The 21519-nt window shown below is 60.3% G+C and carries 20 protein-coding genes and 1 pseudogene; 18 read left to right on the top strand and 3 right to left on the bottom strand.

Annotated elements, in window-relative coordinates; genetic code table 11:
• Positions 1-275 precede the first annotated feature (275 nt).
• From Q4P21_RS02485 to Q4P21_RS02415, 15 genes are all read left to right on the top strand, one after another.
• Positions 276-2045, top strand: a complete 1770-nt coding sequence (locus tag Q4P21_RS02485; protein WP_303387278.1) for a nucleoside-diphosphate sugar epimerase/dehydratase — start codon at positions 276-278, stop codon at positions 2043-2045.
• Positions 2045-3124 carry a glycosyltransferase family 4 protein gene (locus tag Q4P21_RS02480; protein ID WP_303387277.1) on the top strand — a complete coding sequence of 360 codons (1080 nt, stop codon included), beginning with the start codon at positions 2045-2047 and terminating at the stop codon, positions 3122-3124. Before Q4P21_RS02485 ends, Q4P21_RS02480 begins: the two co-directional genes overlap by 1 nt.
• A gap of 119 nt (positions 3125-3243) precedes the next feature.
• Positions 3244-3741, top strand: a complete 498-nt coding sequence (locus Q4P21_RS02475; protein WP_303387276.1) for a hypothetical protein — start codon at positions 3244-3246, stop codon at positions 3739-3741.
• On the top strand, positions 3738-3992 hold the full coding sequence (locus Q4P21_RS02470; RefSeq protein WP_303387275.1) for a hypothetical protein: 255 nt from the start codon (positions 3738-3740) through the stop codon (positions 3990-3992). The genes Q4P21_RS02475 and Q4P21_RS02470 overlap by 4 nt, the downstream gene beginning before the upstream one ends.
• Before the next feature lie 91 nt (positions 3993-4083).
• Positions 4084-4896 carry a F0F1 ATP synthase subunit A gene (atpB, locus tag Q4P21_RS02465; RefSeq protein ID WP_247647046.1) on the top strand — a complete coding sequence of 271 codons (813 nt, stop codon included), beginning with the start codon at positions 4084-4086 and terminating at the stop codon, positions 4894-4896.
• Positions 4897-4991: 95 nt separating this feature from the next.
• On the top strand, positions 4992-5201 hold the full coding sequence (locus Q4P21_RS02460; protein ID WP_207344108.1) for a F0F1 ATP synthase subunit C: 210 nt from the start codon (positions 4992-4994) through the stop codon (positions 5199-5201).
• 76 nt (positions 5202-5277) lie between these two features.
• A complete protein-coding gene (locus Q4P21_RS02455; protein WP_207344109.1) occupies positions 5278-5832 on the top strand; it encodes a F0F1 ATP synthase subunit B in 555 nt (184 codons plus the stop codon).
• The gene (locus Q4P21_RS02450; RefSeq protein ID WP_303387274.1) at positions 5832-6647 is read left to right on the top strand and encodes a F0F1 ATP synthase subunit delta; all 816 of its coding nucleotides are present in this window, start codon (positions 5832-5834) and stop codon (positions 6645-6647) included. The genes Q4P21_RS02455 and Q4P21_RS02450 overlap by 1 nt, the downstream gene beginning before the upstream one ends.
• A 115-nt stretch (positions 6648-6762) precedes the next feature.
• Entirely contained in the window at positions 6763-8400 is a 1638-nt protein-coding gene (gene atpA / locus Q4P21_RS02445) for a F0F1 ATP synthase subunit alpha (protein ID WP_303387273.1), read from the top strand.
• Positions 8401-8471: 71 nt separating this feature from the next.
• Positions 8472-9365 (top strand): F0F1 ATP synthase subunit gamma, encoded by an 894-nt coding sequence (locus Q4P21_RS02440; protein WP_303387272.1) that lies wholly within the window; start codon positions 8472-8474, stop codon positions 9363-9365.
• Between the two features lie 51 nt (positions 9366-9416).
• Positions 9417-10874 carry a F0F1 ATP synthase subunit beta gene (atpD, locus tag Q4P21_RS02435; RefSeq protein WP_207344113.1) on the top strand — a complete coding sequence of 486 codons (1458 nt, stop codon included), beginning with the start codon at positions 9417-9419 and terminating at the stop codon, positions 10872-10874.
• 2 nt (positions 10875-10876) lie between these two features.
• Positions 10877-11167, top strand: a complete 291-nt coding sequence (locus Q4P21_RS02430) for a F0F1 ATP synthase subunit epsilon (protein ID WP_207344114.1) — start codon at positions 10877-10879, stop codon at positions 11165-11167.
• 11 nt (positions 11168-11178) lie between these two features.
• A complete protein-coding gene (locus Q4P21_RS02425) occupies positions 11179-11610 on the top strand; it encodes a DUF2550 domain-containing protein (RefSeq protein WP_303387271.1) in 432 nt (143 codons plus the stop codon).
• Positions 11611-11733: 123 nt separating this feature from the next.
• On the top strand, positions 11734-13098 hold the full coding sequence (locus tag Q4P21_RS02420; RefSeq protein WP_303387270.1) for an esterase family protein: 1365 nt from the start codon (positions 11734-11736) through the stop codon (positions 13096-13098).
• A 14-nt stretch (positions 13099-13112) separates the two neighbouring features.
• The gene (locus Q4P21_RS02415; RefSeq protein WP_303387269.1) at positions 13113-15596 is read left to right on the top strand and encodes a bifunctional lysylphosphatidylglycerol flippase/synthetase MprF; all 2484 of its coding nucleotides are present in this window, start codon (positions 13113-13115) and stop codon (positions 15594-15596) included.
• Positions 15597-15694: 98 nt separating this feature from the next.
• Here Q4P21_RS02415 and Q4P21_RS02410 read toward each other — a convergent pair whose 3' ends face one another.
• Together Q4P21_RS02410 and nucS are read right to left on the bottom strand one after the other, a co-directional pair.
• Positions 15695-16939: an N-acetylglucosamine-6-phosphate deacetylase gene (locus Q4P21_RS02410; RefSeq protein ID WP_303387268.1), complete on the bottom strand. Its 1245-nt coding sequence runs from the start codon at positions 16937-16939 to the stop codon at positions 15695-15697.
• A gap of 47 nt (positions 16940-16986) precedes the next feature.
• Positions 16987-17682: an endonuclease NucS gene (gene nucS / locus Q4P21_RS02405; RefSeq protein WP_303387267.1), complete on the bottom strand. Its 696-nt coding sequence runs from the start codon at positions 17680-17682 to the stop codon at positions 16987-16989.
• Between the two features lie 69 nt (positions 17683-17751).
• Here nucS and Q4P21_RS02400 point away from each other — a divergent pair, with 69 nt between their 5' ends.
• Together Q4P21_RS02400 and Q4P21_RS02395 are read left to right on the top strand one after the other, a co-directional pair.
• Positions 17752-18096, top strand: a complete 345-nt coding sequence (locus Q4P21_RS02400) for an ATP/GTP-binding protein (protein WP_303387266.1) — start codon at positions 17752-17754, stop codon at positions 18094-18096.
• A 35-nt stretch (positions 18097-18131) separates the two neighbouring features.
• On the top strand, positions 18132-18923 hold the full coding sequence (locus Q4P21_RS02395; RefSeq protein ID WP_303387265.1) for an alpha/beta hydrolase: 792 nt from the start codon (positions 18132-18134) through the stop codon (positions 18921-18923).
• Positions 18924-18964: 41 nt separating this feature from the next.
• On the opposite strand, the gene Q4P21_RS02390 is transcribed toward Q4P21_RS02395, so the two are convergent.
• The gene (locus Q4P21_RS02390) at positions 18965-20128 is read right to left on the bottom strand and encodes an AI-2E family transporter (protein ID WP_303387289.1); all 1164 of its coding nucleotides are present in this window, start codon (positions 20126-20128) and stop codon (positions 18965-18967) included.
• 443 nt (positions 20129-20571) lie between these two features.
• Here Q4P21_RS02390 and Q4P21_RS02385 point away from each other — a divergent pair.
• Positions 20572-21519 (top strand): annotated as a pseudogene (locus Q4P21_RS02385) (hypothetical protein); the annotation flags it as partial.

Raw genomic sequence — 21519 nt, 5'->3', positions numbered from 1 at the left:
GGCATCCGGCACGGCTAAACAGCGGGTAATCCCGATAATAAGGATTACTATTCATGTGTAGCCCCCACTTTAGTACAGCCACCCCACAGCGGATTGTTGTGCCGTGGACACCGGAGCCTTAGCGGGCCATCACTTGGCAGAATACGGAAATACGAATTACGTTGAAGACCAATAGCACGCAGCCAGAGCGAAAACCCTCAAACACTCCCGGGGACAGTGAGCGCAAACCTCGGCTGTGGCTTTGGTCACAAGCGATTCTTGATTCACTGTCGTGGGTGGTGGCACTGTCCCTGGCGGTGCTGCTGCGTTACGAGCTTGATGTGCACCTCATCAACTTTGCTGGATTGGCGGTGCTGCTGGTTGTGGCGATTGCCACGCAGCTGATTGCTGGCTGGTACATGGCCTTGTACCGGGGGCGCTACACGTTCGGCAGCATCCACGAAGCACGCGTCCTGATTGCCGTGACGCTGGTGGTGGGCGTGGTGACGAGTATTTTCCTGTCCATTTTCATCAATGAGCTCCATATTGCCCGCTCCGTTGCGGTTATCGCGTTTCCCTTTGCCGCACTGACCATGGCGGCCATGCGATACGCCAAGCGGCTCTACGTTGAGGGCAAGCCGATATTTGGTGAAGAAGCCCAAAAAACGTTGATCTACGGTGCCGGTTTCCTGGGCAATTCCCTGGTGACCCGCATGGTTCAGGACCCGGAGTCCCCGTATGTTCCCATGGGCTTGATCGACGACGACTACTCCAAGAAGCACCTCCGGCTCAGCTCCGTGGGCGTGCTGGGTGGCGGGGACGAACTCGCTGACATCATCAAGCGAACCAAGTCCACCGTGCTGGTCCTGGCCATTTCCCACCTCAGCGCCAAGCGGATCCGCGAGATTTCAGACAGCGTTTCCGGCCTGGGCGTGAAGGTGCTGGTGCTGCCACCGCTGCAGGAAATGCTCAGTCCGGACAAAAACCGGGGCATCACGGGCGGCTTGACCGACTTCCGTGAAATTGACGTCGCGGACCTCATCGGCCGCACACCTGTGGAGACCCAGGTGGAGGAAATAGCGGGCTATGTGCGGGGCAAGCGGGTGCTCGTGACAGGTGCCGGCGGATCGATCGGATCCGAGCTGTGCCGCCAGTTGCACGGCTTCGACCCTGCTGAACTCATCATGCTCGACCGTGATGAATCCGGGCTTCAGCACACACAACTTTCGATCGTGGGCCACGGCCTGCTCGATGACGCGAACATTGTGTTGGCGGACATCAGGGATGCGCAGGCGCTGCACCAGGTCTTCGCCACGCACCGCCCGGAAGTCGTCTTCCACGCCGCCGCCCTCAAACACGCGCCGTTGCTGCAGATGTACCCGCAGGAGGGGTGGAAGACGAACGTCATCGGCTCCCTGAATGTGCTGCAGGCTGCACGCAGCGTTGCTGTGGAGACCTTTGTCAACGTCTCCACAGACAAGGCGGCCAGTCCCACCACTGCACTGGGCCACTCCAAGCGGGCGGCTGAAAAGCTGACGTCATGGATGGCGGGGGAGACGGGCAGGCGCTACGTCTCAGTCCGCTTTGGCAATGTCATTGGCAGCCGCGGCTCCATGCTCCCGCTGTTCACGGACCAGATCAACCACGGTGGACCGGTCACTGTGACCCACCCCGACGTGACGCGTTTCTTCATGACCATTCCCGAAGCCTGCCAACTCGTCATCCAGGCCGGGGCCATTGGCCACGGCGGCGACGTCCTGATCCTGGACATGGGTGAGCCTGTGCGCATCATGGACGTTGCCGAGCGCATGATCGCCATGTCCGGTAAGGACATTGAGATTAAGATCACTGGCCTGCGCCCGTCCGAGAAGCTGCACGAACAGCTGACCGGTGACGACGAAATCCAAGCGGCCGACGGCCACGCCAAAATTTCCCACACTCACGCCCGGCCATTGAGCCCGGCAGAGCTGAACCTGGACCTGTGGCTGCAGCGATGCCGCGATGAGGCCGGGCCCAATGCCCCTTCCATCGATGAATCCGACGGCGACGTCGCGGCAGGCGCCTGATGGAACTCTGGGCACAACTCACTGTAGGCGCCGTTGCGCTTGTCCTGGCTCTGACACTGCCCCTGGTGGTGCGTCCGTTGCTGGCCCGTGCCGGGGTTCTGGATGTCCCCAACACACGGTCTTCCCACACCGTCCCCACCATCCGCGGCATGGGAATTACGACGGCGGTTGCCCTCAGCGCTGCCGTCGCGGTAGCCATCTTTTTGCCCCAGTCGGGAACGGCACTGCGCGGGGCCCTGACGCTGGTGGTGATACTCGCCGTCGTGCTTGCCGCTTCCACGATTGGCTGGCTGGAGGACATTCGCGGACTGTCGGTGAAGGTGCGGGCAGGTGTGCAGCTCCTGATCGGCGCGCTGGCAACGGCTTCCGTGGCCATTATTGACCCGGGCCAGCAGCAGTTGTGGCTGATTCCCGTAGGAGCGCTGGCTGTGGCAGCTTACGTCAATGTTGCCAACTTCATGGACGGCATCAATGGCATATCGGGCACGCACGGACTGCTGGTCGGCGGCTTCTACGCCTATGCCGGGCTGATCACCGGGCATGCGTGGCTGGTGTACGCGGGAATTGCCATTGCGCTGGCCTTTGCCGGTTTCCTGCCGTGGAACCTGAGCCGCAACCGTGTGTTCCTGGGGGATGTGGGCAGTTATCTGTTGGGAGCTTCAATCTCGGTCACGGCCATGTCCGCGTTCTTGGTCGGAGTGCCGGTGGAGTACATCTTCTCACCCGTGCTGATTTACCTCACAGATACGTTTGTGACGTTTTTACGCAGGCTCCTGGCTGGTGAGCGTTGGTATGTTGCTCACCGCCAACACGTGTACCAGCGCCTGGTGATCGTGGGTCTGAGCCATGTGCAAGCCACGGCCGTGGTCTGTGTGGCAACCCTTGTGGTGAGCCTGCTGGGCATCGTTGCCGTCCAAGGCGGGGAGGTCATCCAGATACTGGCCACGGCCATGGGGTTCGCCGTGGTGCTGGTCTATTTACGCACTCCAACGCTATTTCAAGGCTTTCTGCGCAAATGGGGCCGGATGACAGGCGCGAGCGAGTCCACTGGTGGAACTGCGCGGGAACAGCAGAGCTGATGACATGCATCTTGGCTGAGCGTAAAAATGAACTTCTATCTCGTGTAGAATTCCCTGTGGTGACGTTCACCTCCGTCGGCCTCAGCATGAGGCTGGCCTCCTAAGATGACGGAGTTCCCATGAAGGACAAAGGCACCCACCCCGGTGCTGCGCTCGGCCATGTGGCCGCCGCGGGTCCCTCGGCCAGTCCCAGCTGGAACATCCTTAAAAAGTGTCTTCTGGTTGACGGCATTGCCGTTGTCATCTTGGCGGTGTTGGCATTCATTTTCACGAATGCCGACGGTGTGCTCAGCGTGTTATTTGGTTCCCTGCTCGTCATGGCATTCTTCGGGCTGAGCTTGCTGGTTGGACATATTTTCAGCAAGCGAAAGCCACGTGCAGTCATCTCCATCTTTTTCATGACCTATTTTGTGAAAGTGGTGGGCTTTGCCGCCGTGCTTTTCGCGCTTGGCACACCGCCGTGGCTTAACAAGCCGTGGTTTCTGGCTGGTGCGGTAGTTTGTGTCCTTGTATGGCAGGGCACCGAAGTGGTCATTTTCAGCAAACAGCGTTTCCTGCTGTTTGACGATCCCGCCGAACCCAGTGACTCTCAGAAGCCGAAGGATACTTCCCCATGACGAACAAGTCGCCTGATGCCAACCAGCCCGATCATGTTGTGGTGCCGCCCAAGGCCAATGCTGGAAAGCTGGACTACACATACATTATTGGCGGAATCCTGCTCTGGGGTTTGATAGGGTGGGGACTGGATAATTTGTTGCATACTGGTTGGATTCTGTTTGCTTCCCTGCCCGTTGGGGCGGTTTGCGGGTATTTTCTGGCCCGGCACCATCAACGGCACAGTCGCCCTGATGATGCGGCGCAGCAATGATCTCCACCATCAGACTTTCTCACGGTGCTGACCATCTCTTGATGGGCCGCCACACTTGCCCTATGACCGAAACTGCAGAGAGGACAGCGCGTTGACCGCGTTTGCGCTTCCGATGGCCTCGAATGACGGTGGCTTCGTTCCACCGACGATTAGCGACACCCACCTCCCAGACATCTTCCCCTGGATGGCCGACTACGGCACTGGGTTTGGCAAGCAGATGGTCATGATCATCTTGTCGGTGATTTTGATCGTCTGGTTCTTCAAGGCCGCTATCCGAAATCCGAAACTGGTTCCAGGCCGGGTCCAGTTCTTTGCGGAAGGCTTCTACGCCTTCGCCCGCAACACCGTTGGCCGCGACATCATGGGTGAGAAGAATTTCCGCCCATGGGTGCCGCTGCTGTTCTCGGTATTCCTGTTTGTGCTGTTGAACAACCTCTTTGGTGCTATTCCGTTCCTGCAGCTTCCCTCCTTCTCCCACGCAGGCAGTGCATACGCCATTGCCTTGATCATCTACTTCACGTGGATTTCAGTCGGCGTGAAGAAGTACGGCATCCGCTACTTCAAGCTGGCAGTAGTTCCAACGGGCGTGCCCGGCTGGATCCTTCCGCTGCTTGTGCCCTTGGAAATCATCTCCAACTTCATTGTTCGCCCGCTGACGCACTCCTTGCGTCTGATGGCAACAATGCTGGCCGGCCACATGATCGTGGCACTGGCAGGCAGTGGTGCCGCGTACCTGATCACGGAACAGGACAGCATTTTGCTCAACGCCACCGGCGTTGCAGTGATCGCCGGTTCCGTGGCCATGTACGGCTTGGAACTGTTGATCATGGTCCTGCAGGCATTCGTGTTCACGCTGCTGACCGCGATCTACATCCAGGGCAGCCTGGAAGCCGACGCGCACTAAACGGCAGTTCCCCGCAACACCCATAAGTTTTCTCCACAAAAGAACCACCTCACAACCTGCCGGCACAACGCCGGTATCTTGAAAGGAACGAAATAATGCACGGCTCCCTTAATATGATTGGCTACGGCCTGGCAACAATCGGCTCGGCAATTGGCGTGGGCATGATCTTTGCTGCATACATCAACGGTGTGGCACGTCAGCCGGAAGCCCAGCGCATCCTGCAGCCCATCGCCCTGCTTGGCTTCGCCCTTGCAGAAGCACTGGCCATCCTGGCCCTGGTCTTCGCCTTCGTCGTTGGCGTCTAGTCCAAGGACTTTCTTGGCTCCGCCCTGCGGGGCTGAAATGTTCACGGACAAATATCAGATTAAGGATAAGTGAGAAATGATTACCGCAGAAGTAATCCTCGCTGCTAGTGAGGGTGCGAACCCGCTGATTCCCAACTGGTGGGAAATTCTAGTCACGGCTGTCGCTTTCGCTGTCCTGCTCTTTGTGGTGAAGAAATTCGTCGCACCAACCTTTGAGAAGTCATACACGGATCGTGTGGAAGCCATCGAGGGTGGGATCGAGAAGGCAGAAGAGGCTCAGGCCGAAGCTAATGCCCTCTTGGAGCAGTACAAGGCGCAACTGATGGACGCCCGCACGGAAGCCAATGGCATCCGCGAGGCCGCCCGTTCAGAAGGCGCAAACATCCTGGCCGACCTGAAGGCGAAGGCTGCAGAGGAATCTGCGCGCATCACCGCACAGGCCCAGGTTCAGATCGAAGCCGAGCGCGTAGCCGCAGTGAACTCCCTCCGCAACGAGGTTGGCACTTTGGCGACATCGCTGGCAAGCAAAATCGTGGGCGAAGCCCTCGACAACGATGCACGTTCCAACCGCGTCGTTGACCGCTTCCTGGCAGATCTGGAAAACCAGGCGAACGCGGGTGTAACGAAGTAATGGCAGGTGTATCGAGCAAGTCATTGGAAGCGGCATTGGTGTCGTTGGAACCCAAGCTCGCAACAGCGACGACCGCATTGGCCCGGGACCTCTTTTCCATCTTGGAGCTTCTGGACAGCAACGCCGGCCTGCGCCGTGCTCTGACCGATCCCACTCGCGAGAGTGCGGCCAAGGCAGCCTTGGCGAGCCAACTTCTGACGGGAAAGGTCGGTGCGCAGGCACAGGCCATTTTCTTGGAGTTGGTTGCCGGGCGATGGGGCTCGGCACGTGACCTGGGCGATGCACTGGAAGTTTTGGCAGCAACATCGGCCATCGCAGTTGCTGAAGGTCAAGGTGGCGGCTCCGCCAACTTGGACAAGCTTGAAGAAGAACTCTTCGCGTTTATCCGGGTTGTTGGATCCAGTCACGATCTCCAGCGCGCATTCGACGATCCACAGGCGTCGGCAGCAGCCAAGGGCGCTTTGGCGCAGAAGGTTGTTCCCGGAGCGAGTGAAGTCGGCGCACTGTTGGTCCGCCAAGCCGTTGCAGCCCCCCGTGGGCTCAAACCCACAGCCTTGGTGCAACGTTTCGTGGAATTGGTTGCCAAACGCCAGCAGCGCTGGATTGCCTACGTCAGTGTCACTCGTGAACTGAGCGCAGAGCAACTCACCCGCCTGCAGGCCGGCCTGAACAATCTCTATGGTCGCGAATTGAAGATCAATGTCACCATTGACCCGACATTAGTTGGCGGAATCAAGGTAGTTGTGGGAGACGAGGTTGTTGACGCAACCGCCGCCACCCGGCTGTCCGATCTTCGCCGCCGGTTGGCAGTGTAGGGAAACACCTAGAGTTTCTTTGCCCGCCAGTCCACAACAGACTGAATCAAACATTTCGGTTGCCGCACACACTTAGTGCGTACGGCACCACAACTTAGGAGAGCAGGGACTGCAGATGGCCGACTTGACCATCAATGCCGACGACGTCCGCAATGCCTTGAATGAGTTCGCAGCGTCCTATGAACCGGGCAACGCGGAGCGCGTCGAGGTTGGCCGCGTCACGGCGGCGAGTGACGGCATTGCCAAGGTGGAGGGTCTTCCCTCCGTCATGGCCAACGAGCTTCTTCGTTTCGAAGATGGCACACTGGGCTTGGCCCAGAACCTGGACACTCGCGAGATCGGTGTGGTTGTCCTTGGCGACTTCGGCGGCATCGCTGAGGGCCAGCAGGTTCACCGCACAGGGGAGATCCTCTCCGTGCCGGTGGGCGACAACTTCCTTGGCCGTGTCGTTGACCCGCTGGGTCAGCCGATTGACGACCTGGGCGAGATCGAAGCCGAAGGCCGCCGTGCCCTGGAAACCCAGGCCCCGGGCGTCACCGAACGCAAGTCGGTTCACGAACCGCTGCAGACCGGTATGAAGGCCATCGACGCCATGATCCCGATTGGCCGTGGCCAGCGTCAGCTGATCATTGGTGACCGCCAAACGGGCAAGACCGCCCTGGCCGTGGATGCCATCATCAACCAGAAGGCCAACTGGGCTTCAGGGGATGTCAACAAGCAGGTTCGTTGCGTGTACGTGGCAATCGGCCAGAAGGCATCCACCATTGCTGCCGTCCGCCAGACTTTGGCAGATCACGGCGCATTGGAATACACCACCATTGTGGCTTCCCCGGCGTCTGACCCGGCCGGCTTCAAGTACCTGGCTCCCTACGCAGGTTCGGCCATCGGCCAGCACTGGATGTACGGTGGCAAGCACGTTTTGATCGTGTTTGATGACCTGTCCAAGCAGGCTGAAGCCTACCGTGCCGTTTCATTGCTGCTGCGACGCCCGCCGGGCCGCGAGGCATACCCCGGTGACGTGTTCTACTTGCACTCGCGTCTGCTGGAACGTTGTGCGAAGCTCTCCGACGAACTCGGTGCTGGTTCAATGACTGGTCTGCCAATCATTGAAACCAAAGCCAATGACGTCTCGGCGTTCATTCCGACCAACGTCATCTCCATCACTGACGGCCAGATCTTCTTGCAGTCGGACCTCTTCAACGCCAACCAGCGCCCCGCCGTTGATGTCGGTGTCTCGGTCTCCCGTGTTGGTGGTGCTGCGCAGGTCAAGTCCATGAAGAAGGTTGCCGGTACCTTGAAGCTGGAATTGGCCCAGTACCGCGACATGCAGGCTTTTGCCATGTTTGCCTCGGACCTGGATGCTGCCTCCAAGCAGCAGCTGACCCGTGGTGCACGTTTGATGGAACTGCTCAAGCAGGGACAGTACGCTCCGTTCCCGGTCGAGAACCAGGTTGTTTCAATCTGGATGGGCACCAACGGCTACCTGGACAACGTCCCGGTTGAAGACGTTCGCCGCTTTGAGACCGAGTTCCTCGAGCACTTGCGCATGCGCACGTCGGTTCTGACCACACTGGCTGAAACCAACAAGCTCGAAGACTCGACCGTGGAAGCGCTGAAGACCAACATTGTTGACTTCAAGCAGGGCTTCTTCGCGGAAGGTGATGACCGTTTGGTTGGCGCCGGACACGAAGAGTTCGACGCGCTTGCCGCTGAAGATGTTGACCAGGAAAAGATCGTCAAGCAGAAACGCTGACACCATCCCTGAGACGGGTTGTTGGTCCGTAAAGGGCCAACAACCCGAACAAGGATAAGGAAAGGACAAACATGGGAGCCCAGATCCGGGTCTACCGCCAGAAGATCGCCTCGACCACGTCGATGCAAAAGATCTTCAAGGCGATGGAACTGATCGCTACGTCCCGTATTGGAAAGGCACGCCAGCGTGTCGCGGCATCCTTGCCGTACTCCAATGCGATCACCCGTGCCGTTTCTGCCGTCGCGTCTCAGTCCGAGGTCAACCACCCGCTGACAACCGAACCGGATAACATCCGTCGGGCTGCAGTATTGGTGATGACTTCCGACCGTGGTCTCGCCGGAGCCTACTCCGCCAGCGTTTTGAAGCAGGCAGAGCACCTTATCGAATTGCTGCACGGAGAAGGAAAAGACGTCACGACCTACTTGGTCGGCCGCAAGGCGCAGGCGTACTTTGATTTCCGCGGCCGCGATTACGCCAAGGTATGGACCGGTGGAACCGACGCGCCGGAATTTGAAACTGCACGTGAACTTCGCAAGACTTTGCTGGCGGACTTCGCAACCGACTTCGACGAGGGCGGCGTGGATGAAATCCACGTTGTTTACACCCAGTTCAAGTCGATGGTTGTCCAGGAGCCTGCTGTCATTCGTCTGCTGCCGCTGGAAGTTGTTGAGGAAGAAGTTGAATCTTCATCCGATCTGCTTCCGCTGTACGACTTCGAGCCGAAGCCTGAGGACGTTCTGGACGCCCTGCTGCCGCGGTACATCGAATCACGTATCTTTGCCGCTCTGTTGCAGGCCGCTGCTTCTGAGCTCGCTGCACGCCAGCGGGCCATGAAGTCGGCAGGGGACAACGCCAACGATTTGATCAAGAAGTACACGCGTCTTCGTAATAATGCCCGGCAGGCTGAAATTACGCAGGAGCTCTCCGAGATTGTTGCGGGCGCTGACGCTCTCAATGCCTCTTAGCAGCCCAATTCATACTTATTCAATGCCATCCACACAAGTGAAGTGAGAGAGATGACTGCCCAACTCAACGAGCAGGGAACCGCAGCGAAGGTCGGTGCCGTAGGTCGCATCGCGCGCGTTATCGGCCCGGTTGTCGACGTCGAATTCCCGGCTGACGGCCTTCCCGCCATGTACAATGCACTCACCACCGAGGTAACCCTCAACGGTGAGACCAAAACCATCACCTTCGAAACCAGCCAGCACCTCGGTGACGGCTTGGTTCGTGCCATCTCGCTGCAGGCAACCGACGGACTTGTCCGCGGCACTGCCGTGCAGGACCTCGGTGCACCCATCACCGTACCTGTGGGCGATGGCGTCAAGGGCCACATCTTTAACGTTCTGGGCCAGCCCCTCGACGTGACGGAAGCGGAACTGGACTACTCAGAGCGCTGGTCGATCCACCGCAAACCCCCGGCATTTGCCAGCCTTGAGGGCTCCACGGAGATGCTCGAGACCGGTATCAAGTCCATTGACTTGCTGACCCCCTACATCAAGGGTGGAAAGATCGGACTGTTCGGTGGCGCCGGTGTGGGCAAGACGGTGCTGATTCAGGAAATGATCACCCGTGTGGCCCGCAACTTCGGTGGTACCTCGGTATTCGCCGGTGTTGGCGAGCGTACCCGTGAAGGTAACGACCTTTGGGTTGAAATGGAAGAGGCCGGTGTTCTCAAGGACACCGCACTAGTCTTTGGCCAGATGGATGAGCCGCCGGGAACGCGTCTGCGCGTTGCCTTGTCAGCTTTGACCATGGCAGAGTACTTCCGCGACGTGCAGAACCAGGACGTGTTGCTCTTCATCGACAATATCTTCCGTTTCACACAGGCCGGTTCCGAAGTTTCCACACTGTTGGGCCGTATGCCTTCAGCTGTGGGTTACCAGCCCAACCTCGCCGATGAGATGGGTCTCCTCCAGGAGCGCATCACCTCGACCAAGGGGCACTCGATTACGTCGATGCAGGCCGTTTATGTACCTGCTGATGACTACACCGACCCGGCCCCGGCCGCGACCTTCGCCCACTTGGATGCGACCACGGAACTTTCCCGTGAAATCGCTTCACGTGGCCTTTACCCGGCCATCGATCCGTTGACATCCACCTCACGCATCCTTGACCCGCAGTACGTCGGTCAGGCGCACTACGACACCGCTGTGCGTGTGAAGCAGATCCTGCAGAAGAACAAGGAACTGCAGGACATCATTGCCATTCTCGGCATCGACGAACTTGCTGAAGAGGACAAGGTCGTTGTGTCGCGTGCTCGCCGCATCCAGCAGTTCCTGTCGCAGAATACCTACACGGCCAAGCAGTTCACCGGCCTCGACGGTTCAACGGTTTCCATCGCGGACACCATTGAGGGCTTCAATGCGATCTGCGACGGCGACGTGGACCACATTGCCGAGCAGGCGTTCTTCAACATTGGTGGCTTGGATGATGTTGAACGCCAGTGGGCCAAGATCCAGGAATCGACGAAGTAGGCATGGCTAACCTCGAAGTTGAAATCGTAGCGGCGGACCATTTTGTCTGGTCCGGTGCAGCGACCCTTGTCAAGGGTTTCACCAGCGAGGGTGAGATCGGCATTCTGCCCGGTCACACCCCGTTGCTCGCGGTTTTGGCGCCGGGCTTGCTGGAGATTGCCCCCGTGGATGGATCCCGCTTCTTTGTTGAAGTGGACGGTGGCTTCTTCTCGGTTGACAGCAACCGCGTCGTGATCGTTGCTGACAATGCGCAGTTGAAAGACGGCGCAACGTCTGGCGCTGGGATTAGCTAGAAATTATTTTGATGAACGATCTCGGTATGCCGTTCATCGTGCTGGCAGGTGCTTTCCTGCTGGTTGTTATTGCACTGTGCCTGTTCGGGGTGCGCCGCATGATGTTGCGGCGTGCCCTGGGCACAGTGGACGCCTCCATTTCCACAGCGAACAACCGCTGGGCCATGGGGGTTTGTCGTTACCAGGAGTCTGACCTTGAATGGGTCAGGCTCCTTTCCTTAAGCCCCTTGCCCACCAAAACCATGCGGCGGAGCAAAATTGAGTTGGTGGGTCGACGCGAGCCCACGGAAGCTGAACGTGTCCGAGTTCCTCCCGGCGTGGTCATCGTGATGCTGTCCTATGAGGGCCGTGACGTCCTCCTGGCCATGAAGTTTGGCGCCTACGCCGGGCTTTCCTCCTGGCTTGAGGCAGGCCCTCCCATCGGCGTGGGCACCTGGCGTTGACACTCCCCGGCCAGCCCGGCTGACTCCCTGCCGGTTCCCTGCTGAGTCCCAGCAGGCAACGTTATTATCACTGTGCCCGGGCCGCTTCGCGCCAAGGTTTCCTTCCAAGAGTGCGGCAACTGCGTGAACTGGATCCATGACCTGAACCTTCTCAACGGGCCGCTGCCCATCACGTTCGAACTGCTGGGCGCGGTGTCCCTCGCCTACCTGCTGGTGCGCCGCTCGCCGCGGTGGTGGCTGTTTGCCGCAGTCAGTGCCGTTGCTTCGCTGCTCATCAGCTACGCAGCGTGCTGGGCTGTCATTCACGTGCTGTTCTGGTGGCCGGAGGACCTGCCCGCCGCCGTCTTCCTGAACGTGGCGCTGATTCTGTGGGCACTGGCATTGGGAGGCACGACGGCGCTGGCGGGATTGCGCCGCCGAGGCCCGGCCTCGGGCTCCAGGGTAGAGGAAGGCCGGAGCAACAGGTCTCGCACAAGTCGGCGCCGCCGCCTCCTCGCCGTGCCAACTGCTGCCGCACTTTTGGCCGTGGCGGGGCTGCAACTCAACGCCGCCTTCGGCGAGTTCCCCACGGTGGGCAGCTTGCTGGCCCCTCCAACGGTGGTTTCCACCGCCCCGCCTCCAGCTCCGCAGCTTCTCGCTGCCGAGCGTTTCATGAAAACTTCTGTTTCACAGCGTTGGAATGCACCGGCACAGCTGCCCAGCAAAGGCACCGTGCTCTCCGTTCCCATTCCCGGGAAGGAGTCGGGCTTCAAGGCACGCAACGCAATTGTGTATTTGCCCCCTGCCTACCATGCGGCCGCACGACCGGTACTTCCAGTTCTTGTCCTGGTCAGCGGTCAGCCTGGTTCGCCAGAGTCCTGGCTGCGTTCCACAGCACTGGTGGCCGACCTTGATGCCTACGCGGCAGCCCATGGGGGTCTGGCTCCGCTGGTGGTCATCCCCGACCCCAATGGCAGTGAACAGGGCAACACCATGTGCATGGATACAAGCCTGGGCCGCGCTGACACGTATATGGCATCGGATGTCCCGGCTTGGATTAAGACGAACCTGGATGCCGACACGAACCCGGCGCACTGGGCAGTGGGCGGCTTCTCCTTCGGTGGAACCTGCTCCGTGCAAATGGTCACACGCCACCCAGACACCTTCGAGACGTTCATGGCCATTTCCCCTGAGCGTGAACCTGCTCTGGCCAGCAAGCGTTCCGTGACGGTGGAACGTGCATTCCACGGCGATGTTGCTGCGTTCGATGCACTGGTGCCCCTGACGCTGCTGGCGCACAAATCGTATCCGCAGATTCATGGCTGGTTTGCTTCTGGAACCGAGGATGCAACGTATTCTGCCAACGTGAAGGTCCTGCAGGAAGCTGCGCGTAAAGCGGGGATGACGACACAGAGCGTGGAGTTCCCGGGCGGGCATTCCTGGTCCGTGGCCAGTGCGGCATTGCCGCAGGGATTTAGTTTTGTGTTTAGCAGATTGGGCTTGCCGTGACAATGGGCTCTGCCGTGACAACCGAGGCAGCGAAGCCGTCCGTTGCTGCAACTTCGATGCGGGTGACTGGTGCCTGGCTGCGCGGTGCGCCATTTAGTGCCGCCCTCATGGCGGGGACCATTGCTGTGCACATCGTGGCCAGTGGATTTTTCGGGCGGCTGCCTCGGGACACGGCCGGGTGGTGGGGATTCCAGTCCACAGATCTGTTGGACGGTCACTGGTGGAATGTGTTCACAACGGTGTTCATGAGCACCAGCACCGCCTCCATGCTCCTTGGCGTGGCCGTGCTGGGAGCTGTTCTGGGATTGGCCGAATCTACGGTGGGAACGCTGCGCACGGCCGCACTTTTCAGCGTAATCCAGGTTGGCGCCGTCGTACTGTATACGGTGGTGCTTGGCCTCGGAAACTGGGCGGGAGTCGACTGGCCCGCCGGCATGGGGCGGGCCACGTTGCTGGGGCCCTTTGCCGCGTCGGCGGGGACATTGATGGCAGCCAGTCAGGCCATCAGCTTGCTGTGGCGCCGGCGTTTGCGGGTGCTGGTGCTTGCCGCCTCGATCATGCTGACCATGTATGTGGGCCACGCCCAACACTTGTTCATTTTGCTGGCCGCCGTTGTGGGCCTGTTTCTCGGCTTGGCACTGATCACGTCAGTGGGGCCCGGGGTGACCGGACGGTCCACGAGCAAGGAAGTGCGCACCATCCTGGCGATCGTGGTCGCCGTCTTTGCGGTGGGCCCGTTCGCCGCAGCAGTGGCTCACGTGCCTGTGGGTCCGCTGGCCGTCATGCGTGCCTGGATCACGAATCAGGATCCGACCCTTGCGCAATGGGAGGGTAGTTGCACGGTGAACGCTGCCGCCTGCCACACGATGGTCCACAACCTTGGCCTGATGGGTCCGGGCGGGCACTTGCTGGCGCTCATGCCGATGGTGTTGCTGCTGGTCTGCGCCGAGGGGCTGCGCCGGGGCAACAGGCTCGCGTTGTGGGCTGCGGTGTACCTCCATGTGGTGATTGGCGTGGTATCGGCATTTTATTTTCAAGTGTTTTCCGGGATCGGCCTGCCGTTGCGCCGCGGGCACCGGATCTTGAGCATCAACGAATCCGTGGGGGAGCTGTTACCCGTGGTGTTGGTGCCGTTGTTGATAGCCATATTGTTGGTGGTTTTCCGGCGGCACTTCAGAATTGACCCGGACCCGGTGCTGCGGCGTCGTTCGCTCGTTTTCCTGCCGCTGCTGCTGGTGGTCTTTGTGGCGCTGTACGCCGTGGCGTGGCTGGCAGGCGGAAACGCACGAAATCCGCTGGGATGGGCTGAGCTGGTTGCGGGGATTCCCCGGATTGTGCTGCCGTTTCCGTTTCCCTTCAGCTACGCTGCCAACGTCTATCCGCATGGTTTCGCTGCCGAACTGCTCTTTAGCTTCGGCGGCCCCGTACTGTGGGCGCTCAGCGCGGCCAGCATTTTGGCCGTATTTCTCTCCCGCCGCCAGATCAGTGGGGCAGACCGTCGGGACAAGGCGCTGTCGCTGGTCCGGTTGGGCGGGGATTCCTTGTCCTGGATGGCCGGCTGGTCCAACAATCAGTACTGGTTCAACGCGGCAGGCACTGCCGGGGTAGCGTACCAAATTCACAACGGCGTGGCTGTCACAGTGGGTGGACCGGTAGGGCTGCCAGAGGAGCAAGAGGCGGCCGTCGACGGATTCGTGGATTTCTGCACTGATGAATCGTTGACGCCCTGCTTCTATTCGGTGGGCGAGCAAACTGCCGGGTGGTTGGAACCGCACGGCTGGCGTCGCATTGCGGTGGCTGCTGAAACGCTGCTGGATGTGCAGACCATGGATTTCAAGGGTCGCAACTGGCAAAACGTGCGCACCGCATTGAACAAGGCAAAAAAACTGGGTGTTACGGCACTCTGGTGCAGCTACGGGGAGTTGACCACCGGTCAGCGCACGCAGGTCAACGAAATTTCCGAGGACTGGGTTTCCGGACAGGCGCTGCCGGAGCTCGGCTTTACCCTGGGAGGTTTGGCTGAACTCAAAGATAACAACGTCCAGCTTTGTCTGGCCATTGACGAGGACGGGCGCATCCATGCCGTGACGAGTTGGCTTCCGGTGTTTTCCAACGGCGAAGTGGTCAGCTGGACGCTGGATTTCATGCGCCGCAATTCGGGGGCGTTCAGCGGGGTGATGGAGTATCTCATCGCCCAGGCCGTCCAGCACTTTGCCGCGACGGTTGAGTGTATTTCACTCTCAGGTTCCCCGCTGGCTGTAGGCGCCGAAGCGGAAGGAACGTTGGGGAAGATGCTGGCGTTGTTGGCCCGGACGCTGGAACCGTTGTACGGTTTTTCCTCGCTGGCCAATTTCAAGCAGCGCTTCCAGCCCCGTCACAGCACCCTGTACATGGTTTACCAGGACCCGCTGTCGCTCCCTGCCATGGGCCGGGCCATCGCCGAGGCCTACCTACCCAACATTTCAGTCCACGCGCTGGCCAAACTGCTGCGTAAGTAGCACAGACAACAGTGAAGGCAACAGGCCCCGCGCACCAAGTCCGGGGGCCTGTTGGAGAAACTGCACGCTACTGTGCCGTGCTGTTTCTCCTTGAGCTGCTAGCTCAGCCACACCCCGGAACGCATGACGCGCTGGAGGGAAAGGTCGGCGTCGACAATGAGGACGTCCGCGCGGAGGCCGCGACGCAGCGCGCCAACCTCATCCGTCAATCCAAGGACAGCGGCTGGGACGGCGGTAGCGGACTTCAAGGCGTCGGTGAACTTCACGCCAGCGGCCGTGGTGCGACGAAGTACGTCAAGCAACGTGGCCGTCCCACCGGCAATTGATCCGGTGGCGTCGAGTGTGGCAACGCCGTTGGAGACCGTGACGGGGGAGGGCCCCAGCATGTACTGGCCATCTGCCAGACCCGCAGCAGCCATGGAGTCGGTGACAAGAACGATGTTCTCCGCCCCAACCAGCTCAAAAACGGTTTTGACGGTTTCCGGGTCAAGGTGGGTGTTGTCAGCCACAAGCTCGACGGCGGCGTGCCCGGCGCTGGCGACGCGAAGGCAGGCGGCCACGGGGCCGGGGGAGCGGTGGTGCATCGGTGGCATGCCGTTGAACAGGTGCGTGACTGTGGGGCGGCCGGAAGTGCCGCCAAAGCCGGTGGAGTCCAGACCCTCCCGTGCCTGTTCCAAGGACTCTGCAGCAGTGACGGTGTCGCAGTTCGTGTGGCCCACCGAGGGCGTAATGCCGTGAGCTGTGAGCAGATCAACCAGCTCCGCCGCGCCGGGAAGTTCGGGGGCGTACGTCATCGTGGTGATGGTGCCGCGGCCTGCCTCGATGAGTGAGGACGTCAACTCGAGGTCCGGTTCCAACAGGAAGGCCGGGTTTTGGGCCCCACACCGGGCATGCGACAGGAACGGGCCCTCCAGGTGGATGCCTGCAACCAGCCCCTCGTCCGCCAGCCCGGCAAAAACGCCTATGCCCTTGAGCAGGTCAGCAGGTGCGGCCGTCACCATGCTGGCCAGCAGCGTGGTGGTGCCTGCGCGGTGCAGGAAGTCAATGGCTGTGCGGGCTGAAACTTCATCACCGCTGGGGAAGTCCCCGCCGTTGCCGCCGTGGGTGTGGATGTCCACAAGTCCGGGCAGGATCCGCTGACCTGCAGGCAGGGAGATGATATTGGCGGCATCGACATCGCCCTGCTCAAAACCGGGTTCGTCAAAGTGATCGGCACGTCCCGCATACACAATCCTGTCACCGTCAATGGCGAGCAGGCCGCCCTCGATCAAGCCGTGGTCAGTGGCAATGGCGCCGTGGAGAAGGAACTTCGTGGACTCGGGTGCGGGGCTTGGTTCAGTCATGCAGCAAGTCTAGTCAAGAAGCATCCTTGGATGCTTGGCTTGGCTGCCTAGAACAGTCGTGCGGCGCTGTCATCAACTCCGCGCATGGCGTCGTAGTCGAGAGTTTTGCACTCAATGCCGCGGTCTGCGGCAAGCGTCTTAGCCTGTGGCTTGATCTGCTGAGCGGCAAAAATACCGCGCACCGGAGCCAAGAGCGGGTCGCGGTTGAGTAACTCCAAGTACCGTGTGAGCTGTTCGACGCCGTCAATGTCGCCGCGGCGTTTGAGTTCAATGGCCACGGTGGCCCCTGCAGCGTCGCGGGCCAGGATGTCAACGGGACCAATGGCAGTGAAATATTCACGCCGGATCAACGTGAATCCGGTACCGAGCAACTCGATCTGTGCGGCCAGCAGGCGTTGCAGATCGGCTTCGACACCGTCCTTGATAAGGCCCGGATCGGTGCCAAGGTCATGGCTGTCGTCGCTGAGGAGCTCATAGATGTTGATGATCAACTTGTCGTCCTGTTTGGTGGACTGCACCACCCATTGCTCCACCACCCCGTCCTCGAGCTCAGTGTCCGCGGCGGCCACAGTGCGGAGCGTGGCGGGTGGGCTCATCCAGTTCAGCGGCTTGTAGGAGCCGCCGTCGGAGTGCACCAAAACTGAACCGTCGGCCTTGACCAACAGCAGCCTGACGGCGAGGGGAAGATGGGCTTTGAGGCGTCCGACGTAGTCGACGGAGCACTTGGCAATCACTAAACGCACGCCCTCCACTCTAGCCGTTTGCGTTCTGGGCTGCGTCGCACTGCTGCGCGTGTACGGCACAATAGAGGCATGCCCCGCTCCAACCGCCCACGCCGCAGCCATGGCTCTGCAGCCCGCAACTCCAAATGGACGCGGGGAACTGCACAGAATGAAGACGACGATCTGAACCGGACGCGTTTGGGCATCCCCACCACGGAAGCGGCTCCCGACGGTGTGTGGGCGGTGCGAAGCATCAGTGCCGGGAACGCCCAAAAGGTGTACACCTGTCCAGGCTGCAACCATCAGGTCATGCCCGGCGTGGCGCACCTGGTGGTCTGGCAGGAGGACGCCCTTTTCGGGGCAGAGGCTGGCGTGCGTGAACGGCGGCACTGGCACAGCAATTGTTGGCAGGGCCGACGTTATCGTTACAAATAGCCTGACAGCCGTGATCCCCCGGTAGTCTGGAAACCATGGTTTTTGATCCTTCCTCCCTTGACTACGTTGACGACGGCGCCCCGGTTGCCGTCCGTGCCGCGACCATCCTGCCTGCAGTGCGGGAGAACGTTGAGCTGCGGACTTCCGACGGCCTGACCCTGGTGGGGGAACTGGCCATGCCCGCTGACGGAGTGGTTCGGGCCACCTTGATCACGTTCCACCCATTGCCCACGCATGGCGGTTTCATGGACTCGCACGTGTACAAGAAGGCGTCCTACCGTCTGCCTGCTCTTGCCGGCATTGCCGTGCTGCGCTTCAACACCCGCGGCACCAGCTCTCCCCGTGGGACAAGCGAGGGTGCCTTTGAAAATGGTGTGGGGGAGCGTCTGGACGTGGAAGCTGCGGTGCAGTTTGCCGTTGACCGTGGGCTGCCCAACCGTTGGCTGCTGGGGTGGTCCTTCGGTACCGAACTGGTGCTGAAGTACGGTGCCATCCCTCCTGCTGCCAGCGCCATTGAAGGTGCCGTACTGCTTTCCCCGCCCCTGCACAGCGCGGAAGATACGGACTTGGATACCTGGGCTGCCTATGGCAAGCCCCTGACGGTGCTCGTCCCGGAGTTCGACGACTACCTGCAGCCGGAAGCCGCAAAAGCACGTTTTTCCAGGATCCCACAAGCCAAGCTGGTACCTGTTGCCGGGGCAAAACACCTGTGGGTCGGGGAGAAATACGCGGCCAGGGCACTGAATGAAATTTCCACCACCGTGCTCGGTACACCTGTGGAACTGCCCACTGAATGGCGCGGCCCGGTGGCAACGCTGCCATCCTAGACGTGTTGGTCTACATTGGTTGACTTGGGCGTTCACCCATATCAGTGTTTGTCTTGGCGGGCTATGTACACTTCCTTGACCAGAAGCATGATGGCGGCTGCCGTGGGAATGGCGATCAAGGCACCAAGGACGCCCAAGAGGCTGCCGCCGGCAATTACTGAGATCACGGCGACGGCACCTGGCACGGCCACTGCCTTTTGCATGATGCGCGGCGAGACGAAGTATGCCTCAAACTGCAGGTAGGCAAAGTAACAAATGGCGTAGATAAGGGCCGTCTGCCATCCGGCTGTCAGGCTGACGGCGATGACCACAATGGCAGCGATCATGCCGCCCACCAGCGGAATGAAGGCCAGTAGCGCCACGACAAACGCCAGCAGCACGCTGAACGGAACGCCCAAAATGGACATGAGAATGAAGGCGAAGGTGGCGTTCAGCACCGCAACGCAGACCTGGCCAATCACGTAGTTGCCCACGCCTCGGGTGATTTCCTCGCTGAGTTCCTCGACGCGAGCCCTGCGTGAGCGAGGTGCCAGACGATAGCCCCACGCTTTGAGGGATGGGAGCGACGCCAGAAAGTACAGACTCAGCACCAGGACAATCAGGGTGCCAAAAAGACCATTGGCAATGGTGGAGCCCACGCCGAGCACACCGCCAAAGATTCCTCCGACGGCCTGCGCATCCTGGAAGAACTTGGCAACCTGTTCATTCACGGTGTCAAGGACGTGGTACTGCCCATCCACCTGCTTGAATAAGTCCGAGTTCAGGAAGTCCTTGATCCAGATGGGGGCATTGGTCACCAGCTGTGTGGTCTGGGAAACGATGGTGGGGATGAGCGTGGCAAAGAAGATTGCCACGACGCCCAACAAAGCCAGCAGCACCAGAACGATGCCCAACGGGCGCGGAACTTTGCGCTTCTCCAGCCAACGCACCACGGGATCCAATCCCAGTGCGATGAATAACGCCGTGACTATCCACAACACCAATGACTGCGTGTTGGCCAGGATGTAGCTCAGGAACAAAGCAATACCGACACCCACAGTGCCCATGAAGCCAAAATATATCGGGTGACGGAACATGCTGGTAGCCGATGCTGGCTCGGAAGGGTCCGGCAATGCGCCGTCGGCATCTGCCGACGGTTCCTCGGGAATGTCAAAGCGGACGCGCGGCTGGGCCCCTGGAATGGGATGGGCCAGCTTCTTGAGCACCCATCTACGCCACCCCTTGGGCTCGCCCCGGTCTGCGCCATGTGCTGTGGCGGTCGTCGTCGCAACGGGTGCGTCAGTCGTACTCACCTCAGACTCAGGCGCTGTGGTCTTTGCCGGTGTCGTCCCAGCCGTGTGTTCTGCACAGGAGGCGGCGGAAGAACCGGCCTGGGCTTCTGGGGAGCCAGGCTGGGTCTTGGGGTCACGGCCAGTTGCACTTGGTTCTGCTGGGGAACTCACGATTTTTGCTTTCGGTCAAGGGAGGGCATCGGTCGTTGCCTTCAACTCTTAATAGTGAGTCGAGAGTACCAGCGAGGCACGGGACCCACTAAGAGGCACGGGTGACTGAACGTGAGAAATGTCAAAGGGGAATGACCTATTGATAACGGTTCGGTTACCCTTGAAACATCGACCACAGCAGTGTTCCGCCGATGTTAGGTAGTTTCTTGCGTTTAAAAATTGCAATCGTCCTGGCTGTATTGGGCCTTTTGGTGTTGGGAACTGGCATTGGCCAGCGCACCATTTGGCTCCCGCCCGCCACGCTCACGGCCGCCGTTTACCCTGACGTCAAGGCGGCACCATTGACAGTCGTTGGCTCCGATCTACTGAAGACCCGTGACGGTCGGTTCACACTGACAGTGAAGAATGATGGCCCCATCCAGTTGGCCGTGGCTCGCGCAGATGACATCACTGGATGGATTGCCGACGCCGCCTACACTCGCATTGGCGCAGCGGGTGACGACTTTAAGGCCCTGTCAGCCGAGAGCGTTGCAGGTGCTGAAACCGTGCCCAACCCGAGTGGTTCAGACATGTGGGTCAGCGAGGAAAAGGGTACCGGTGAGCTGACTTACACGTGGCAGGCCCCCGGCCATGGAGATTGGGAACTGCTGCTCTCTTCCGATGGCAAGGCTCCCGCCCCCACCAATATCTCCATCACTGTGGACAACAACACCGGAACGCCTTGGGCTGTGCCGCTGATGGTTATCGGTTCGGCCCTGCTTGCCTTGGCTGCCCTGTTGTTCTTCATGGCACCGCGGAAGTCCAAAGTTGCAGAGGCGGCCGGTGGACGACGCGCCGCCGGCCGGACCACAACTGACGCTGCCACGGGCGCGTTGGAAGCGGACAAGCTCGTCGCAGCCCGCAAGAACGCCACAGCGGCCGCTGCGAAGGAGGCCGAGGTGAAGGACGCCAAGGATGCTGCGACGGCTTTACCGACAACGCTGACGAAGAAGGACACAGACATCCCTGCCACCGCTGCGGCGAAGCCTGACGTAGATGCGAAGCCTGACTCCAAAGATGACTCCGGGGATGATGCAGGTCCACGTGGCGGAACTCCCTCGAAAACCGCCGCAGGCAACGCCGCGAGCCCTGCAAAGGGCGCGGCAAAGGGCGCG

This window comes from Arthrobacter sp. (genome assembly GCF_030540645.1).
Classification (GTDB): domain Bacteria; phylum Actinomycetota; class Actinomycetes; order Actinomycetales; family Micrococcaceae; genus Specibacter.
This window is presented reverse-complemented; position numbering and strand designations above follow the sequence as displayed.

Bases quoted from the DNA above. Each gene is read 5' to 3' on its own strand.
- Q4P21_RS02480 (WP_303387277.1), top strand. From the start codon at position 2,045: ATGGAACTCTGGGCACAACTCACTGTAGGCGCCGTTGCGCTTGTCCTG.
- Q4P21_RS02475 (WP_303387276.1), top strand. From the start codon at position 3,244: ATGAAGGACAAAGGCACCCACCCCGGTGCTGCGCTCGGCCATGTGGCC.
- Q4P21_RS02470 (WP_303387275.1), top strand. From the start codon at position 3,738: ATGACGAACAAGTCGCCTGATGCCAACCAGCCCGATCATGTTGTGGTG.
- Q4P21_RS02460 (WP_207344108.1), top strand. From the start codon at position 4,992: ATGCACGGCTCCCTTAATATGATTGGCTACGGCCTGGCAACAATCGGC.
- Q4P21_RS02455 (WP_207344109.1), top strand. From the start codon at position 5,278: ATGATTACCGCAGAAGTAATCCTCGCTGCTAGTGAGGGTGCGAACCCG.
- Q4P21_RS02450 (WP_303387274.1), top strand. From the start codon at position 5,832: ATGGCAGGTGTATCGAGCAAGTCATTGGAAGCGGCATTGGTGTCGTTG.
- atpA (WP_303387273.1), top strand. From the start codon at position 6,763: ATGGCCGACTTGACCATCAATGCCGACGACGTCCGCAATGCCTTGAAT.
- Q4P21_RS02440 (WP_303387272.1), top strand. From the start codon at position 8,472: ATGGGAGCCCAGATCCGGGTCTACCGCCAGAAGATCGCCTCGACCACG.
- atpD (WP_207344113.1), top strand. From the start codon at position 9,417: ATGACTGCCCAACTCAACGAGCAGGGAACCGCAGCGAAGGTCGGTGCC.
- Q4P21_RS02430 (WP_207344114.1), top strand. From the start codon at position 10,877: ATGGCTAACCTCGAAGTTGAAATCGTAGCGGCGGACCATTTTGTCTGG.
- Q4P21_RS02425 (WP_303387271.1), top strand. From the start codon at position 11,179: ATGAACGATCTCGGTATGCCGTTCATCGTGCTGGCAGGTGCTTTCCTG.
- Q4P21_RS02410 (WP_303387268.1), bottom strand. From the start codon at position 16,939: ATGACTGAACCAAGCCCCGCACCCGAGTCCACGAAGTTCCTTCTCCAC.
- Q4P21_RS02400 (WP_303387266.1), top strand. From the start codon at position 17,752: ATGCCCCGCTCCAACCGCCCACGCCGCAGCCATGGCTCTGCAGCCCGC.
- Q4P21_RS02395 (WP_303387265.1), top strand. From the start codon at position 18,132: ATGGTTTTTGATCCTTCCTCCCTTGACTACGTTGACGACGGCGCCCCG.